Source organism: Cellulosimicrobium sp. SH8, assembly GCF_025818875.1.
In the GTDB taxonomy this organism is placed as follows: Bacteria; Actinomycetota; Actinomycetes; order Actinomycetales; family Cellulomonadaceae; genus Cellulosimicrobium; species Cellulosimicrobium cellulans_D.
Window position 1 is genome coordinate 59,790 of sequence record NZ_JAMXMH010000011.1, and the last position, 14,662, is coordinate 74,451.

13 protein-coding genes and 1 tRNA gene are annotated in these 14,662 nt (G+C 74.9%); 9 read left to right on the forward strand and 5 right to left on the reverse strand.

Features of this window, described 5'->3' with window-relative positions:
• Positions 1-216 precede the first annotated feature (216 nt).
• Both otsB and NF338_RS15660 read right to left on the reverse strand, forming a co-directional pair.
• Entirely contained in the window at positions 217-1,083 is an 867-nt protein-coding gene (gene otsB, locus NF338_RS15655; protein ID WP_264031628.1) for a trehalose-phosphatase, read from the reverse strand.
• Complete coding sequence (locus tag NF338_RS15660) at positions 1,080-2,543, reverse strand: alpha,alpha-trehalose-phosphate synthase (UDP-forming) (RefSeq protein ID WP_318783117.1); 1,464 nt, start codon at positions 2,541-2,543, stop codon at positions 1,080-1,082. Before NF338_RS15660 ends, otsB begins: the two co-directional genes overlap by 4 nt.
• A 204-nt stretch (positions 2,544-2,747) precedes the next feature.
• On the opposite strand from NF338_RS15660, the gene NF338_RS15665 reads away from it, so the two are divergent.
• From NF338_RS15665 to NF338_RS15680, 4 genes are all read left to right on the forward strand, one after another.
• Positions 2,748-4,469: a serine/threonine-protein kinase gene (locus NF338_RS15665; RefSeq protein WP_264031630.1), complete on the forward strand. Its 1,722-nt coding sequence runs from the start codon at positions 2,748-2,750 to the stop codon at positions 4,467-4,469.
• Between the two features lie 90 nt (positions 4,470-4,559).
• Positions 4,560-5,135 carry a hypothetical protein gene (locus NF338_RS15670; RefSeq protein ID WP_264031631.1) on the forward strand — a complete coding sequence of 192 codons (576 nt, stop codon included), beginning with the start codon at positions 4,560-4,562 and terminating at the stop codon, positions 5,133-5,135.
• Between the two features lie 90 nt (positions 5,136-5,225).
• Positions 5,226-6,080 (forward strand): DsbA family protein, encoded by an 855-nt coding sequence (locus NF338_RS15675; RefSeq protein WP_264031632.1) that lies wholly within the window; start codon positions 5,226-5,228, stop codon positions 6,078-6,080.
• A 92-nt stretch (positions 6,081-6,172) separates the two neighbouring features.
• Positions 6,173-6,248: transfer RNA gene (locus NF338_RS15680), tRNA-Thr, on the forward strand.
• A gap of 132 nt (positions 6,249-6,380) precedes the next feature.
• On the opposite strand, the gene NF338_RS15685 is transcribed toward NF338_RS15680, so the two are convergent.
• Positions 6,381-7,250 (reverse strand): SGNH/GDSL hydrolase family protein, encoded by an 870-nt coding sequence (locus tag NF338_RS15685; protein ID WP_412847012.1) that lies wholly within the window; start codon positions 7,248-7,250, stop codon positions 6,381-6,383.
• 147 nt (positions 7,251-7,397) lie between these two features.
• A complete protein-coding gene (locus NF338_RS15690; protein WP_264031768.1) occupies positions 7,398-8,057 on the reverse strand; it encodes a uracil-DNA glycosylase in 660 nt (219 codons plus the stop codon).
• Positions 8,058-8,300: 243 nt separating this feature from the next.
• On the opposite strand from NF338_RS15690, the gene NF338_RS15695 reads away from it, so the two are divergent.
• The 4 genes from NF338_RS15695 to NF338_RS15710 all read left to right on the forward strand — a co-directional run bounded on the left by NF338_RS15695 (position 8,301) and on the right by NF338_RS15710 (position 11,243).
• On the forward strand, positions 8,301-8,621 hold the full coding sequence (locus tag NF338_RS15695) for a DUF3263 domain-containing protein (protein WP_264031633.1): 321 nt from the start codon (positions 8,301-8,303) through the stop codon (positions 8,619-8,621).
• A 79-nt stretch (positions 8,622-8,700) separates the two neighbouring features.
• A complete protein-coding gene (locus tag NF338_RS15700) occupies positions 8,701-9,351 on the forward strand; it encodes a LytR C-terminal domain-containing protein (RefSeq protein WP_264031634.1) in 651 nt (216 codons plus the stop codon).
• A 169-nt stretch (positions 9,352-9,520) separates the two neighbouring features.
• Positions 9,521-9,724: a cold-shock protein gene (locus NF338_RS15705; protein WP_087469824.1), complete on the forward strand. Its 204-nt coding sequence runs from the start codon at positions 9,521-9,523 to the stop codon at positions 9,722-9,724.
• Between the two features lie 19 nt (positions 9,725-9,743).
• Positions 9,744-11,243: a phytoene desaturase family protein gene (locus NF338_RS15710; RefSeq protein WP_264031635.1), complete on the forward strand. Its 1,500-nt coding sequence runs from the start codon at positions 9,744-9,746 to the stop codon at positions 11,241-11,243.
• Between the two features lie 24 nt (positions 11,244-11,267).
• On the opposite strand, the gene NF338_RS15715 is transcribed toward NF338_RS15710, so the two are convergent.
• Positions 11,268-12,734: a glycoside hydrolase family 15 gene (locus NF338_RS15715; protein ID WP_264031636.1), complete on the reverse strand. Its 1,467-nt coding sequence runs from the start codon at positions 12,732-12,734 to the stop codon at positions 11,268-11,270.
• 292 nt (positions 12,735-13,026) lie between these two features.
• Between NF338_RS15715 and groL the strand changes: the two genes are divergently transcribed.
• A complete protein-coding gene (gene groL / locus NF338_RS15720; RefSeq protein WP_264031637.1) occupies positions 13,027-14,652 on the forward strand; it encodes a chaperonin GroEL in 1,626 nt (541 codons plus the stop codon).
• Positions 14,653-14,662 lie beyond the last annotated feature (10 nt).

A 14,662-nucleotide genomic window follows, 5' to 3' on the forward strand; every position in this document is an offset into this window, starting at 1 on the left:
ACGATCCGTTGTGCAGTGACGTGCCACGTCGACGTAGCTGTTCGCGATGGCGGACGAGCGTGTCTTCGACGACACAGAAGAAGTCGGACCCCCTCTAGCCCGAGCAGGGGACCCGACGTCATCGTGGACCCGATACTACTCCCGGTCCTGAGTGCTTCGTCACAGAGCCGGTCACGATCGGGTAGCGGTTTCGTGGCGGTAGGGCGCTGTGCCCGTTCAGCTGACCGGGCGCTCCAGCAGGTCGGCGAGCAGGTCGAGCGCCGCGGCCAGCGCGTCCGCGTCCGGCACCCGCTGCGCGGCGAGCGTCGTGCCGTCGCCCACCTTGACCCCGAGGTCGCCCGGGCCGAGCACGGCGAACGCGGTCTCGTCCGTCGTGTCGTCCCCGGCGTACAGCACGCGCGTCCGCGCGGCCGGGAGGCCTGCGTCGTGCCCGACGACGTCACGCAGCCGGTCGACCGCCTCGCCCTTCGAGGTCTCGACGACGGCGACCTCGACCACGTCCTTGCCGTGCATCGCGTGCAGCCCGAGGCGCTCGGCGACCGCGTCCGCCGCCTCCTCGGCGGCGCGCGTGTCCGCCGCGGACGCGAGCCGCGTGTGCAGGACGGCGGCGCTCGGCTTCTCCTGGACCCAGGCTCCCTCGCGCCCCGCCACGGCGTCCGCGAGCCCCGCGCGCAGCGCGTCGAGCCGGTCCGCCTGGTCCTCGGTCAGCTCCAGGGGGACGGCCTCGAGCCCGGCGGGCGTGACGACGCCCGTCTCGGCGCCGTGGCTGCCCACGAGGAACGTCCCGACGGGGGGCAGGCTGCGCTCCGCCAGGTCCGCGAGGTGGCGCCCGGAGACCAGGGCGAGGCGCGTCGTCGTCCCGGTGCACGCGGCCCCGAGGCGGTCGACGGCCGCCCGCGCGGCGGGCGCCATGCGCGCCGCGTGCGGGTCGTCGACGAGCGGCGCGAGCGTCCCGTCGAAGTCCAGCGCGACGAGCCGCGGGTGCGGGGCGTCGGCGCCGTCCGCCGCGAACGCCCGGACGGCGTCGGCGACGGGCCCGGGCAGGCTCCCCGGCAGCTGGGCGCCGCCGTCGGGCCGGGTCACGCGCCGACCTCCGCACCGGCGTCGGCCTGCGCCCCGTCCTGGCGCGCGTCGCCCGGCCGGCGGTGCGGCACGCGCGACGGCATGGCCGTGAGGACGCCGAGGAACGACTCCGACCACTTCGCGACGTCGTCGTTGAGGACCTTGCGGCGCAGACGGCGCATGCGCTTGCGCTGCTCGCGGTGGTCCATGTGCGCGGCCGCCACGATGATGTCCTTCATCCCGTCGATGTCGTGCGGGTTGACGAGCAGCGCACCGGACGAGAGCTCGTCCGCGGCGCCCGTGAACTCCGAGAGCACGAGCACCCCGCGGTCGTCGGAACGGGCGGCGACGTACTCCTTCGCGACGAGGTTCATGCCGTCGCGCAGTGCGGTGACGAGCATGACGTCCGCCGCCAGGTACAGCGCGGCCATCTCCTCGGCCGGGTAGGAGTGGTGGAGGTAGTGGATCGCGGCGTGCCCGATCTCGGCGTACTCGCCGTTGATCCGACCGACCAGCCCCTCGACGTGCTCGCGCAGCTCCTGGTAGGCGTCCACGTTCTCGCGGCTCGGGCTCGCGACCTGCACGAGGGTCGCGTGCTCGACGTCGAGTCGCCCGTCCTGCAGGAGCTCGCCGTACGCCTTGATGCGGTGCCGGATGCCCTTGGTGTAGTCCAGGCGGTCGACGCCGAGCATCATGATGTCCGGGTCGCCCAGGTCGGCGCGGATCTCGCGCGAGCGCTGCTGCACCTCGGGCGAGCGCGCGAGCTCGTCGAAGCGGCGCGAGTCGATCGAGATGGGGAACGCCGCGGCGCGCACGTGGCGGTCGCGACCGTCCTCGCCGGGGACCGTGATGATGGGGCCGCGCGTCGTGTGCGCGCGCAGGCGGCGCACGGCGCGGATGAAGTTCGCGGCGTCGCCCGCGCGCTGGAAGCCCACGAGGTCCGCGCCCAGGAGGCCGTCGAGCACCTGCCGGCGCCAGGGGAGCTGCTGGAACAGCTCGAGGGGCGGGAACGGGATGTGGTTGAAGAACCCGATCCGCACGTCCGGGCGCTGGGCGCGGATCATCTGCGGCACGAGCTGGAGCTGGTAGTCGTGCACCCACACGACGCCGCCCGGCGAGACCTGCGCGACCGCGGCGTCGGCGAAGCGCTGGTTGACGCGTCGGTACGCCTCCCACCACGTGCGGTGGTACGTGGGCGGCGAGATGACGTCGTGGTAGAGCGGCCAGAGCGTGTCGTTGGAGAAGCCTTCGTAGTAGCGCTCGATCTCGTCCGCGGAGAGGGTGACGGGCACGAGGCGCATGTCGTCCGCGTCGAACGGCTCGCTCGCGAGGTCGGGGGCGCCGGACCAGCCGACCCACGCGCCGTCGGACGCCTGCATGACGGGCTCGAGAGCCGTGACGAGGCCGCCGGGCGAGCGGTTCCACTCGACGTCGCCGCCGGGTCCGACCGTGAAGTCCACGGGCAGCCGGTTGGCCACCACGACGAGATCGAATCCGTCTTTGCCTGTCAATGGAGTTCTCCTTGAGCTTCGATGGATCGCGCCTGGGCAGCCCAGGGTAGTCGTCCCGCCCGCCGCGCGGACGGGACGTCCGTCCCGGGCCGACCCGCCCACCGGGCCCGCAGCGCCCCGCCGGAACGCCCGTCCGGAAGGCGACGACCGGCCCGCTGCCGCTACCTTGTCACCATGGAGGAGCCCACGCAGCGCGTCGACGCGCGGACCGCCCCCGGCGGGCCGGCGCGCGGCCCCGCGCCGGGCAGCGAGGTCGGGGGCTACCTCATCGGCGCGCGGCTCGGCTCGGGGGCCATGGGCACCGTCCACAGCGCCCACGACGGCGGCGGGAACCTCGTCGCGATCAAGCTCCTCCACGCGCACGTCGACCTCGACGCCGCGGCCCAGGGGCGCGAGCGGCTCCGGCGCGAGGCGCTCGCCCTCCAGCGCCTGCGGCACCCCGCCGTCGCGCAGATCCTCGACGTCGAGCTCGACGGCCCCGACGCGTTCATCGTCACCGAGCTCGTCGACGGCCCGACCCTCGAGGACGAGGTCGCCGAGGGCGGCCCGCTCGACGCGTGGGACCTCTACGAGCTGGCCGACCAGCTCGCCGCCGCGCTCGAGTCCGTGCACGCGGCGGGCGTCGTGCACCGTGACCTCAAGCCGAGCAACGTCATGGTCTCCTCGCGCGGCCCCGTGCTCATCGACTTCGGGATCGCGCAGGGCCTCGAGGACGCGCGCGTCACGTCCACCGGGCTCGTCATGGGGACGCCGGGCTACCTCGCGCCCGAGCTGCTCGAGGGCGCCGCCCCGAGCGTCGGGAGCGACTGGTGGGGTTGGGCCGCGCTCCTCGCCTACGCCGCGACGGGCCGGGCCCCGTTCGGGGTGCGGCCGACCGACGTCGTCCTGGCCCGTGCCCGCAGCGGGCGGCCCGACCTCGCCGGCCTCGGGCCCGTCACGGCGCGCGTGCTCGCCGGGGCCCTGCACGCCGACCCCGCGCAGCGGCTCGGCCCGACCGAGGTCGTCGCCGCGCTGCGGCACGCGGCCGACACGGGCGACGCCGCCCCCGCGACCCAGGTCGTCGGCCCGCCGACGGGCCCCACGCAGGTCGTGCCGCCCGTCGCGGTCGTGCCGGGAGGCACGGGCGCGCAGGCCTGGGCGGGCCACGCGCAGGTCGTGCCGCCGCCCCTGCCCACGTCGCAGTCCCAGGTCAACGACGGCCGCACCATGGCCGTCCCCGCGGGGCACGACCTCATGGACGACCTCGGGGCGCCGCCCGTGGGGGAGGACGGCGAACCGCTCTACGTGCGGCCCGCGCCCGCCGCGCGCCGCACCGCGCTGCTCCTCCTCGCGGCCCCGCTCGTCCTGCTCGGCATGCTCCACCCGGGCGTCGCGTTCGTGGTGCTCTCCGTGCTCGTCGTCCTCGCGCGGATCGTCGGCGTGACCACCGAGTCCCTCCACGCACGCCGCGAGCGGCGCGGGGTCTCGCCCCGAGACACCGTGCGGGCCGTCGCGGCGTCGCCCTGGTACGTCGTGCGCGCCGCCGTCGGGGCGCTCCCGTCGCTGCTCGTCGCGGCGTGCGCCGGCGTGCTCGTCGTCGTGGCCGGGTGGTGGCTCCTGGAGTCCGACCGCTGGGTCGTCGTCGAGGGCGCGGACGGCGGGAACTCGCCGGTCGTCACGACCGTGATCCTGGGCCTCGCGTCGCTCGCGGCCGTCGTGCTCGCGTGGGCCGGGCCGCTGACCCACCTCACGCGCTACGGGACGCGGACCGCGCTCGCGCGGCTCGCCCCGGGCCGGACCGGGACCCTCGTGCTCGCGGGCGTCGGGCTCGCCCTCACGGTCCTGTGCGTCGTCCTCCTCGCGGGCGACCCCGAGGTCACGTGGTGGCCCTTCCCCGGGCCCCCGTCGCTGCGCTGAGCGTGACGCCCGGCTCCGGCGACCGGCTCGTGGACCTGTCCCGGGGGCGTTCCCAGCCCGCTACCAGCACGCATGCGTAGGATGGGCGCCGTGCTCCGGACGACGGTGCCGCGCGCGTGGTCGCGCGGCGTGACGCGCACGTCCGTCGTGCCCGTGACCGGCCGCCTCCTCGGCCCCGCTCTCCTGCTCCTCACGCTTCTCGCCGCCCTGGTGACGCAGCTCGCCGACCGCGGGTACGCCGTCGTGCACCAGTGCGTCACGGTGCCGGGCGCGTGGGGCGTCGCGGGGATGCACCTCGCGCTCGTCCACGAGACCCCCGACTGCCCGTCCGGCACCGCGCTCGGGGGCGACCCCGCCGCCATGGTCACCGTGGTGGGCGTGCTCGCGCTCCCCGTGGTGGTCGCGCACGCGGTGGCCGCGGCCGTCGCGTGGGGCGTGTCGGCGTGGGCGCGGCGCGCCCACGACCGCTCCCGGGCGGTCGTGACCGGCGCGGCGCGGGCGCTGCGGACGGTCCTGCGGGGCGCGGGCCGCCCGGTGGGCGCGCTCGTCGCGGGTGCCCGGCGGGTCGTCCGCCCGGTGCCCGACGCCGTCCCCGCCGCACTGCACCACCTCGCGGACGCGGTGGTGCGCACGCGGCGCGGGCCGCCGCGGCTCGCGCTCGTCTGACGACGTCGTCGGACGCACGGACCCGCGCGACCCCTGTCGGCGCGCACCCCGACACATCCCCAGCTCTCGGAACTCCCTCGGAGGACGACCATGCCCAGCAACGAAGCCCAGACCAAGGCCCAGCGCCGCGAGGCCGCGCGCGCGGAGGCCCTCGCGCTGCGCGAGGCGCAGGCCAAGCGCGACAAGCGGAACCGCCTCATCACGATCGGAGCGCTCGTCGCGGGCGTCCTCGTCCTCGTCGGCGTGTTCCTCGCCGTGTGGATCCCGGCCATGAAGGACCAGAACAAGACGGTCGACGCCGTCGCGGCGGGCAACCTCGCCGACGTGACCGGCCCGTCCACCGCGCGCGACGACGGCGGCATCCCCATGGGCGTCGACGGCGCCGCGGGGACGGAGAGCGACGGCGCGGTCGAGGTCGGCGTGTACCTCGACTACATGTGCCCCATCTGCGGCCAGTTCGAGGAGACGAACGGCCCGACGCTCGACCAGCTCCGCGAGGCGGGCGACGTCACCGTCGTGCTGCACCCCGTCGCGATCCTCGACCGCATGGCGAACGCCCAGCAGTTCTCGACCCGCTCCGCGGCGGCCGCGGCCTGGGTCGCGGACCGTGCGCCGGAGCAGATGAACGCGTTCAACGCGATCATGTTCCAGAACCAGCCCGAGGAGAACAAGGAGACGCTCACCGACGAGCAGATCGCGGACCTGGCCGAGCAGGCGGGCGTCCCGGCCGACGTCGCCGCGGGCATCGCCGACGGGACCGCGGTCGAGACGTTCGGCGACTGGGCCGCCACCGCGACGAGCCTCGTCACCCAGGACGAGGCGCTCGCGAACCCGCAGTCGGGCGGCTTCGGGACGCCGACGATCACGATCGACGGCGAGCGCTGGGACGGCAACTGGAGCGACCCGAACGCTCTCTCCGCCGCCGTCACGGCCGCGCAGGGCTGACCTCGCGGGCCGGCGCCGCGCGCGGCGTCGGCCCCGGTCCCTGGCCGTCGGGCGAGCAGGTAGTCTGTTCGCTCGCCCGGCAGCCCGGGCACGCCGCCTTAGCTCAGCTGGTAGAGCACTCGCCTTGTAAGCGAAAGGTCGTCGGTTCGAACCCGACAGGCGGCTCCACCACGACGCCCCCGGCTCCGCGAGGAGCCGGGGGCGTCGTCGTGTCGGCGCGCAGCGTGAGATCGGCAGCCTCTGCCGGGATCGGCAGCCTCGGCCGCCGACCTCGGCAGGAGCTGCCGACCTCGTCCGCGCTCAGCGGTCGGCGAGCGGGACGGGGAGGAGCTCCGGCGCCTTGGGAAGGCGTCCGTCGCCTGACGACGTCCCGCGGATCCGGCGCTGGGCCCACGGCACGACGTGCGTCCGCACCCATTGCGCGTTCTGCCGTGCCCGGTCCAGCGCCGGGAGCGGCGGCAGGGGAGCGAGCGGGTCGTCCCACGCCGCGTCGTCGGGCGTCTGTCCCAGCCCGACGAGCGCCGCCTGCGCGACCCGCCGGTGCCCCTCGGGCGTCAGGTGGATGCGGTCCTCCGACCACACGCGCCAGTCCTGGAGCGCGCGCATGCCCCACAGGTCGAGCACGTACGCGCCCTGCCGGCGCGCGATCGACCAGATGTGCGCGTTGTACACCCCGACACGGGACCGGGTGAGGCCCACGAGCGGCGACTGCGACGCGTCGAAGCCGGTGGCCATGAGCACGTCGATCTCGGCCGACCGCAGCCGCGAGACCGCGTGCTCGAGGTTGCGCGCGAGGCGGTCGACGTCGGCGTTCGGCCGCAGGATGTCGTTGCCGCCACCGATGACACTCACCAGGTCCGGCTTCAGCTCCAGCGCCGCCGGGACCTGCTCGGTGAGGATCGAGCGCAGCTTGCGCCCGCGGATCGCGAGGTTCGCGTAGCGCAGCGGCTCCTCGCCCGCAGCGACGCGACGGGCCGCGAGGTGCTGCGCGAGGAGGTCGGCCCAGCCGCGCTGGTGGTCGTCCTCCCCGGGGTACGGGTCCCACAGGCCTTCGGTGAACGAGTCGCCGATCGCGAGGTAGCTGGTCCAGCGGGGCGGTGCGGCGTCGGGGCGGGAGTCGTCGGAGGCGTCACCGGCCAGGGGAGTGGTCGTCGGGTTCTGCGTCGTCACCCGCCCATTCTGCTCCTCCCGGACCGTGCCCCAGGTGACCGCGCCGGGCCACGATCATGCGATCGCTGCCCACCGAGCATGTGGTCATGGCCCGTCGCACGGCGGGACGCGATGCCACCGCACGCTCGGCGTCGAGACGGTTCTGGGCTACGCCGTCGGGAGGGTCCAGTCGACCGGGTTGGCGCCCTGGGCGACGAGGAGATCGTTGACGCGGGAGAACGGGCGGGAGCCGAAGAAGCCCCGGCGGGCCGAGAGCGGGCTGGGGTGAGCGCTCGCGACGACGGGGGTGTCGCCGAGCATCGGGCGCAGCGTCGCGGCGTCGCGGCCCCACAGGATCGCGACGAGCGGGGCGTCGCGGGCGACGAGCGCGCGGATGGCGGCCTCGGTGACCGCCTCCCAGCCCTGGCCGCGGTGCGACCCGGGCTCGCCCGGACGGACCGTGAGCACCCTGTTGAGGAGCATGACGCCCTGGTCGCTCCACGCGGTGAGGTCGCCGTTCGCGGGCGTCGGGGCGCCGACGTCCTCCGCGAGCTCCGCGAAGATGTTCTGGAGCGAGCGCGGCACGGGGCGCACGTGCGGCTGCACGGAGAACGACAGCCCCATCGGGTGCCCCGGCGTCGGGTAGGGGTCCTGCCCGACGACGAGCACGCGCACGTCCGCGAGCGGCCGCGAGAACGCGTTGAGGATGGCCGACGGCGCGGGCAGGTACTCGCGCCCGGCCGCGACCTCCGCACGCAGGAAGTCCCCGGTCGCGTGGAGCTGGGGCTCGACGGGCGCGAGCGCCTCGGCCCAGTCGGGCGCCATGATGCTCGCGAGCGGGGGGCGGGGGCTCGGCGCCGGGTCGGGGACGGCCGGGGTGCTGCCCGGGTCGACGTCGACGGGCTGGACGGGTGCGCTCTCCACGGCACCGAGCCTAACGGCCGCGGGGAGCGGCTCTTCAAGACTCCGGCGAGGACGAATGACACCCGTGTGGTTCCTGCGTACGCTGAGAGGCGGCCGCGCGCACCGAGGTGCGCAGGTCCCGTGACGAGAGAGTGCAGGGAGGGAACGATGAGCGAGGCGGCGTACGTGCTCGACGGACCCGACGCGGTCGGCGACCCGACCGCCCAGGAGGACCCGTCGTCGGGCCTGAGCGAGCGGGACCAGGAGATCCTGGCGTTCGAGCGGCAGTGGTGGAAGTACTCGGGCGCCAAGGAGCAGGCGGTGCGCGAGCTGTTCGACATGACCGCGACGCGCTACTACCAGGTGCTCAACGCGCTCATCGACTCCCCGGCGGCGCTCGCGCACGACCCCATGCTCGTCAAGCGGCTGCGCCGGATGCGTTCGACCAGGCAGCGGGCTCGCACGGCCCGCCGGCTCGAAGGTCTCTGACGTGCTGACCGCCCTCGCCCGTGAAGTCTGCGCGAACCGGGCGTTTATCCAACGGGCCTGACCGGGCTACCCTGTCGCCGTGACGAAGAGCCGCTACCCCTACGCGCCCGACGAGTTCGACGCGCCCGCGCAGCAGGGCTCCCCCGTGGGGGTGCACCGCACGCCGCGCAGCGGGTGGAGCAAGACGTGGCCGTTCCTGCTGGTCGCCGTCGTCTTCGCCGGGCTCGCGTACGGGGGCGTCGCGCTGCTGTCGGACAACGGCGCGACCGAGAACCCGCCGCAGGCGCAGTCCACGGACCCCGCCGCGGAGGAGACCGAGGCGCCGCCCGCCGACGAGACCGAGGAGTCTCCGGCGACCGAGGAGCCCCCGGCGACGGAAGAGCCGCCTGCCGACGACACCCCCGCGGCGCCCGACCTCGCGACGCTCATGGCAGCCGCCGACCCGTCGGCCAGCGTCCGCGTCCTCAACGCCAGCGGCATCGGCGGCGAGGCGGGCAAGGGGCGCGACGCGCTCACGAGCCAGGGCTTCACGAACGTCGAGGCCGCGGACTACGAGGGCGACCCGGACGAGGTCGCAGCAACCACGGTCTGGTACGGCGAGGACCGCAGCGACAGCGCGGCAGCAGTGGCGGCGATCCTCGGGATCCCGGCGGAGCAGGTGAGCCAGCAGACGCTCCGTTCCGGCGACGTCGTCGTCATCGTCAAGTCGGAGCTCACCCCCGTCGGCTGACGGCGTCAGCCTGCATCACCTCGCCGGTCCGGCGGCCACTGCGCTGACCTGCCCGTTCGACATCTTCGGCCGGCCGTTCGACCTTTCGCGCACGCCACGGTCGGGCTAGGCTCGGGCTACCACGGGGCGGGGGTCGCCTCGCGGGCGACGATGCACGAGGAGAACGTCAATGGCTCAGGGCACCGTGAAGTGGTTCAACTCCGAGAAGGGCTACGGGTTCATCACGCCCGAGTCCGGCGGGCAGGACCTCTTCGTGCACTTCAGCGCGATCCAGACCGACGGCTACCGCACGCTCGAGGAGGGCCAGGCGGTCGAGTTCGAGCTCGGCCAGGGCACCAAGGGCCCGCAGGCCGAGCAGGTGCGGCCCCTCTGACGCGGCCGACGAGGGTCGCGTGACGGAGAACCTCGACGCCGTCGTCGTCGGTTCCGGCCCCAACGGGCTGACCGCCGCCGTGACCCTCGCACGTGCCGGTCTTGCCGTGCGCGTCCTCGAGGCGCAGCCGACGATCGGTGGCGGCTCGCGAACGCTCGACCTCGGTCTGGCGGACGGGGTCGTGCACGACGTGTGCTCGGCCGTGCACCCGATGGCGTGGGCGTCGCCGTTCTTCGAGGCGTTCGACCTGGGCGCGCGCGGCGTGGAGCTGCTCGTGCCCGAGGTGTCGTACGCGCAGCCCCTCGACGGGGGCCGCGCGGGCATCGCGTACCACGACCTCGATCGCACGGCGGAGCGGCTCGGCGTCGACGGCGCCGCCTGGCGTGCGCTGCTCGGCCCGCTGGCCGAGGGCTGGCGCGACGTCGTCGCGCTCGCCCTCGGGGACAAGCGCTCGGTCCCCGGGCGCACGCTGACGCCCGGCGGTGCCGCTGTCGCCGCGCGGTTCGGCGCCGCCGTCCTCGAGCAGGGGAGCGCGGCCTGGGGCCGGCGCTTCCGGACCGAGGAGGCGGGGGCGCTGCTCACGGGCGTCGCGGCGCACGCGATCTCTCGTCTGCCGTCTCTGGCTGCCGCGGGGACGGCGCTCCTGCTCGCCTCGCTCGGCCACGCGCCGGGCGGCTGGCCGCTGCCGCGGGGCGGGTCGGGCGCGATCGTCGCGGCACTCCTGGACGACCTGCGCGCGCACGGCGGCGAGGTCGTGACCGGCCACCGGGTCGGTGCGCTCGCCGACCTGCCGCGAGCGCGGGCGTACGTCTTCGACACCGCGCCCGGTGTCGTCGCCGACGTGTTCGGCGACCGACTGTCGCCCCGGGCGGAGTGGGCCCTGCGGCGGTTCCGGCACGGCGACGCGGCCGCGAAGGTCGACCTCGTCCTCTCCGGGCCGGTCCCGTGGGCGGACCCCGAGGTGGGTCGGGCCGGGACGGTGCACGTCGGCGGCACGCGCGCCGAGATGGCGCGCGCGGAGGCGGACGTCGCGGCCGGTCGGCACGCGGTGCGGCCGATGGTCCTCGCGAGCGACCCGACCGTCGTCGACCCGGGGCGTGCCGTGGGCGGCCTGCGGCCGCTGTGGACGTACGCGCACGTGCCCGCCGGCTCGATGCGCGACGTGACCGAGGACGTCCTCGGTCAGCTCGAACGGTTCGCGCCGGGGGTCCGGGACCTCGTCGTCGCGTCCCGCTGCGTCCCCGCCGCGGAGATGGCCGCGCACGACGAGAGCTACGTGGGCGGGGACATCGCGGGCGGCGCCGTCAGCATGTGGCAGATGGTCGCGCGGCCGACGCCTCGGCTCGACCCGTACGCCGTCGGGCTGGAGGGCGTCTACCTGTGCTCGGCGTCCACGCCGCCCGGGCCGGGCGTGCACGGGCTCGGCGGCTGGAACGCCGCGCGGCGCGTGCTGCGCCGGGAGTTCGACGTGCGCGTCGAGCCGGACCTGGCGCCGACGTCGGACATGGGCTCCAGGTAGCGCGCGCGGTCCGCGACCACGCCTTTACCTCGCCGGGTCGGCGGTGGTCGTGTCGAGCTCCACGAGAGCGAGGACGACGAGGGCCGAGCTCCAGGACAGCGGCGCGACGGCCGCCGGGGAGCCGTCCGCGAGGACCTTCTCCGGGATCGCGCCGGACGCGGTGCGGTGGTCGTCGACCCAGCGGAGCCACTCCTGGGCGTCGGCCCGGTCCTCCGGGTCCGACGACGACGCCGCGGTGAGCGCGTAGAGCGTCGTCTGCGGCGTCCAGGAGATGCCGTCCTCGCGCCAGCCCGCCCCGGGCGCGAGCCCTCCGGCGGGGCGCAGCATCTCGGTGACGGACGCGCGCCACGCGACGTCCGCTCCCGCGAGCGGCTCGGGCTGGAACGGGGGCAGGACGAACGCGGTCGACGCGTCGCGCGCGCCGCCGGTCACGTGGCGCGGGTAGCCCTGCGACCCGAACGACCGCTCGACGGCCATGCGCAGCCGTGCGGCGGCCACCGTCGCGTCGGTGGCGCGGTCGTTCTCGCCCGCCGCGGAGTAGACGTCGGCCGCGGCCTCGAGCCCGGCGAGCAGGGGACCGGCGGTGCCGAGGGTGAGGGCCGTCGGCTCGACCTCCCAGTAGTCGCTCGACGGCGGGGGCAGCGGGTCCTCGCCGTCGACGAGCGAGAGCGCGTGGTCGGTCGCGGCGTCGACGAGGGGCCGCAGCTCCGCGGCGACCTCGCGCCGCTCGGTGGCGGGCGTCTCCTCGAGCACGACGTCGGTCGCCCACAGGACCCAGCCGACGCCGTCGGACTGGAGGCCGCGGTCGTCGGGGACGCCCGAGCCGTCGGGCAGGTAGCGCGCGTGGAACGACCCGTCGTCCTCCTGGACGCGGGCGAGGAAGCCGAGGACGTCCCGCGCGTCGTCGACGTGCCCGGTGCGCGCGAACGCCGCGGCGGCGAACGACGCGTCGCGGGGCCACACGTAGCGCCACTTGGGGGACGCGGCGGCGAGCGCGGCGCCGTCGTCGAGGGTGAGGGCGCGCAGGTCGAGGAGCGCGGCCTCGCCGAGCGCGGCGAACGGCCCGTCCGCGCCAGGGACCACTCCGGACGCGAGCCACGCGCGCGACGCGGCGGCGGCGTCCTGCGCCCGCCCGGGGTCCAGGAGCGCCGACGCGTCGAGCCGGGCACCGGCGACCTGGGCGAGCCGGTCCGCCTCGCCGTCCGCGGGGTCGACGCCGTCGGCGAGCGCGGCCGGGTCGAGCGCCGCGGGGTCGAGCACGCGGCTGCCGGGGAGGTACGTCGCCGCGGCCCCGGGGGCGAGGCGCAGGAGCGCGGTGCCGCCGTCGGGCCCGGTCGAGACGGCGACGCCGTCCTGGTACAGGTCGATGTGCTCGCCCGTGGGGGCGGCGACGGCGGTCGCGGCGGTGAGGCCGAGGGCAGGGACCAGCACGAAGCCGGCCAGGGCTGCTGCGAGGCGCCACGACGGTGTTGCGCGGATCACACCGCGCATCCTAAGGGGACGGCGCGGCACAGCGGGTTTCGCCCGTCGCGATACGGGGCAGGGCCGCGACGGGCTGTCTTGCACTCGCACCCTGCGAGTGCCAATAATGGCGTTAGCACTCTCGTCATGAGAGTGACAGAAGTGACCAGCGCAGGCAGCCGCTCACCGCGGGTGCGGCGCAACCCACCAGGTCGACAGGTGAGGCCCGCCCCGGCGGCGTGACATGAACGCCGCCCGTCGCGGGCCGTCCGTCGCGGGCGCCGGCCGACCGCCATACGCCACCAGCGGAGGATCATTCCCCATGGCCAAGATCATCGCCTTCGACGAGGAGGCTCGTCGGAGCATGGAGCGAGGGCTCAACATCCTCGCCGACACCGTCAAGGTCACCCTCGGCCCCAAGGGCCGCAACGTCGTGCTCGACAAGAAGTGGGGCGCGCCGACCATCACCAACGACGGCGTCTCCATCGCCAAGGAGATCGAGCTCGAGGACCCGTACGAGAAGATCGGTGCCGAGCTCGTCAAGGAGGTCGCCAAGAAGACCGACGACGTCGCGGGTGACGGCACCACCACCGCGACCGTGCTCGCCCAAGCGCTCGTGCGCGAGGGCCTGCGCGTCGTCGCGGCCGGCGCCAACCCGATCGCCGTCAAGCGCGGCATCGAGAAGGCCGTCGACGCGGTGACCGAGCAGCTGCTCAACGCCGCCAAGGAGATCGAGACCAAGGAGGAGATCGCCGCCACGGCCGCCATCTCCGCCGGCGACCCCGCGATCGGCGAGCTCATCGCCGAGGCCCTCGACAAGGTGGGCAAGGAGGGCGTGATCACGGTCGAGGAGTCGAACACGTTCGGCCTCGAGCTCGAGCTCACCGAGGGCATGCGCTTCGACAAGGGCTTCCTCGCGCGCTACTTCGAGACGGACCCGGAGCGCCAGGAGGCCGTGCTCGAGGACCCGTACGTCCTCATCGTCGAGTCCAAGATCGCGAACGTGAAGGACCTGCTCCCGGTCCTCGACCAGGTCATGAAGGCCGGCCGCTCGCTCCTCATCATCGCCGAGGACGTCGAGGGCGAGGCGCTCGCGACCCTGGTGCTCAACAAGATCCGTGGCACGTTCAAGTCCGTCGCCGTCAAGGCCCCGGGCTTCGGCGACCGTCGCAAGGCCATGCTCCAGGACATCGCGATCCTCACCGGCGGCCAGGTCATCACCGAGACGGTGGGCCTCAAGCTCGAGAAAGCGACGCTGGACCTGCTCGGCCAGGCGCGCAAGGTCGTCGTCACCAAGGACGAGACCACGATCGTCGAGGGTGCGGGCGACGCCGACCTGATCCAGGGTCGCGTCAACCAGATCCGTGGCGAGATCGAGAAGTCGGACTCCGACTACGACCGCGAGAAGCTCCAGGAGCGCCTCGCGAAGCTCGCCGGCGGCGTCGCCGTCATCAAGGCGGGTGCCGCGACGGAGGTCGAGCTCAAGGAGCGTAAGCACCGCATCGAGGACGCCGTGCGCAACGCGAAGGCGGCCGTCGAGGAGGGCATCGTCGCCGGTGGTGGCGTCGCGCTCATCCAGGCCGGTGCCGTGGCGTTCGAGAAGCTCGAGCTCGAGGGCGACGAGGCGACCGGTGCGCAGATCGTGCGCGCCGCGATCGACGCCCCGCTCAAGCAGATCGCGGTCAACGCGGGCCTCGAGGGCGGCGTCGTGGCGGAGAAGGTGCGCAACCTCCCGTCCGGCCAGGGCCTCAACGCCGCGACCGGTGTGTACGAGGACCTCCTCGCCGCCGGCGTGAACGACCCGGTCAAGGTCACGCGCTCCGCGCTGCAGAACGCCGCCTCCATCGCGGCGCTCTTCCTCACGACCGAGGCCGTCGTCGCCGACAAGCCGGAGAAGACCCCGGCCGTGCCGGGTGGCGACGGTGGCATGGGCGGCATGGACTTCTGATCCACGCCTG

Excerpts from the sequence above, each read along its gene's own strand:
- groL (WP_264031637.1), top strand. The coding sequence starts at position 13,027 with ATGGCCAAGATCATCGCCTTCGACGAGGAGGCTCGTCGGAGCATGGAG.
- NF338_RS15715 (WP_264031636.1), bottom strand. The coding sequence starts at position 12,734 with ATGCGCGGTGTGATCCGCGCAACACCGTCGTGGCGCCTCGCAGCAGCC.
- NF338_RS15675 (WP_264031632.1), top strand. The coding sequence starts at position 5,226 with ATGCCCAGCAACGAAGCCCAGACCAAGGCCCAGCGCCGCGAGGCCGCG.
- NF338_RS15665 (WP_264031630.1), top strand. The coding sequence starts at position 2,748 with ATGGAGGAGCCCACGCAGCGCGTCGACGCGCGGACCGCCCCCGGCGGG.
- NF338_RS15705 (WP_087469824.1), top strand. The coding sequence starts at position 9,521 with ATGGCTCAGGGCACCGTGAAGTGGTTCAACTCCGAGAAGGGCTACGGG.
- NF338_RS15695 (WP_264031633.1), top strand. The coding sequence starts at position 8,301 with ATGAGCGAGGCGGCGTACGTGCTCGACGGACCCGACGCGGTCGGCGAC.